Origin of the sequence: Mesorhizobium sp. M5C.F.Ca.IN.020.32.2.1 (assembly GCF_004023105.1) — a bacterium.
GTDB lineage: Bacteria > Pseudomonadota > Alphaproteobacteria > Rhizobiales > Rhizobiaceae > Mesorhizobium > Mesorhizobium wenxiniae.
This window is the reverse complement of the sequence record NZ_RZSX01001092.1, coordinates 1-1,819: the sequence shown is the minus strand read 5'-3', so window position 1 is coordinate 1,819 and position 1,819 is coordinate 1. Positions and strand designations below refer to the sequence as shown.

1 protein-coding gene is annotated in these 1,819 nt (G+C 62.7%); it reads left to right on the top strand.

What is annotated here, in order from left to right; translation table 11 throughout:
- On the top strand, positions 1-1,819 hold a 1,819-nt coding region (locus EOA86_RS33180), incomplete at both ends, for a hydantoinase B/oxoprolinase family protein (RefSeq protein ID WP_206630210.1).

The following is a 1,819-nucleotide window of genomic DNA, read 5'->3' as shown; positions in this document are numbered from 1 at the left end:
GGCGCGGCGGCCCGCTGGCCGTCACCGACGCCAATGTCATGCTGGGCAAGCTGCAGCCCGACTTCTTCCCGGCCATTTTTGGACCCGGCCAGAACGAGCCGCTCGACGTGCAAACCGTGCGCGAAAAATTCGCAGCACTCGCCGCCGAAATCGGCGACGGCCACACGCCGGAGGCGGTGGCCGAAGGGTTCGTCACCATCGCCGTCGAAAACATGGCCAACGCGATCAAGAAGATTTCCGTGCAGCGCGGCTACGACGTCACCGAATATCTCTTGAACTGTTTTGGTGGCGCCGGCGGCCAGCACGCCTGCCTCGTTGCCGACGCACTCGGCATGGAAGCGGTGCTGATCCATCCGTTCTCGGGCCTGCTGTCGGCTTATGGCATTGGGTTGTCCTCGACTTTTTCGTCGCGCCAGCAGGCGCTGCTGAAACCACTGGCGGAAGACTCCAAGCCGGCGATCGACGAGCTTATCGCGACATTGCGCAAAGCCGTCATCAACGAGCTCGCCGCACAAGGCATCGCCGAGGACACCGTCGCCTCGAAACCGGTGCTGCAGGTCCGCTATGACGGCACCGACACCGCACTGCCGGTGAATTTCGAGCACCGCTCGATTTCACGAGCCAAGAGCGATTTCGAAACGGCCCACAAGGCGCAGTTCGGCTTCGTCTATGACAAAAAGCCGATGATCGTCGAATCGGTCGGCGTGGAAGGCACCGACACCGGCGACGCCGGCTGCGAGGAAAGCGATTCAGTTCTTGAGGACATAACCCCAAGCCCTTCGGAGAAACGGCAAATCTTCGCCGACGGCATCTGGCGTCACGCCGGCATCTTTCGCCGCGAGGCGCTCAAGCCGGGGCACAGCGTTGCCGGTCCTGCCCTGGTCATCGAACCGAACCAGACCATCGTCGTCGAACCGGGCTGGCAAGCCGAAATCACCGCCAAGAAGCATGTGCTGTTGCGCCGCGTCGAGAAAAAGCGCCGGCAGGCAGCGCTCGGCACCGAAGCCGATCCGGTCATGCTGGAGGTCTTCAACAACCTGTTCATGTCGATCGCCGAGCAGATGGGCGTGACGCTGCAGAACACCGCCTACTCCGTCAACATCAAGGAAAGGCTGGATTTCTCCTGCGCCGTCTTCGACCGCAATGGCGCGCTGGTCGCCAACGCGCCGCACATGCCGGTGCATCTCGGCTCCATGGACCGTTCGGTGGAAACCATCATCCGGCTCAACTCGGGCGACATTCACCCCGGCGACGTCTTTGCATTGAATGCGCCTTATAATGGCGGCACGCATCTGCCTGATATCACCGTGGTGACGCCGGTGTTTGAGGAAGAGCGGCCAATCTCCCCCCTTGTGGGGGAGATGTCGGCGAAGCCGACAGAGGGGCGCGCTGCCCCGCCAATGCCTCCAATTGGCGAGGCGGCGTATCGCGAAGCTGAGCGCTCGACGTTGCCCCCCTCTGCCCTGCCGGGCATCTCCCCCACAGGGGGGGAGATCGGCCAATCGCCAAAAATCCTCTTCTACGTCGCTTCACGCGGTCATCATGCCGACATCGGTGGCACCGCGCCTGGCTCGATGACGCCGCTCGCCACCACGGTCGACGAGGAAGGCGTGCTGTTCGACAATTTCCGCATCGTCGATCGCGGCCGGTTCCGCGAGAAGGAACTGGAGACGCTGCTCACCGACCACCCCTACCCGGCACGCAATCCGCATCAGAACATCGCAGACCTCAAGGCGCAGATTGCCGCTAACGAAAAGGGCGTCGCCGAACTGCGCAAGATGGTCACGCATTTCGGCCTCGACGTCGTTGAGGCCTACAT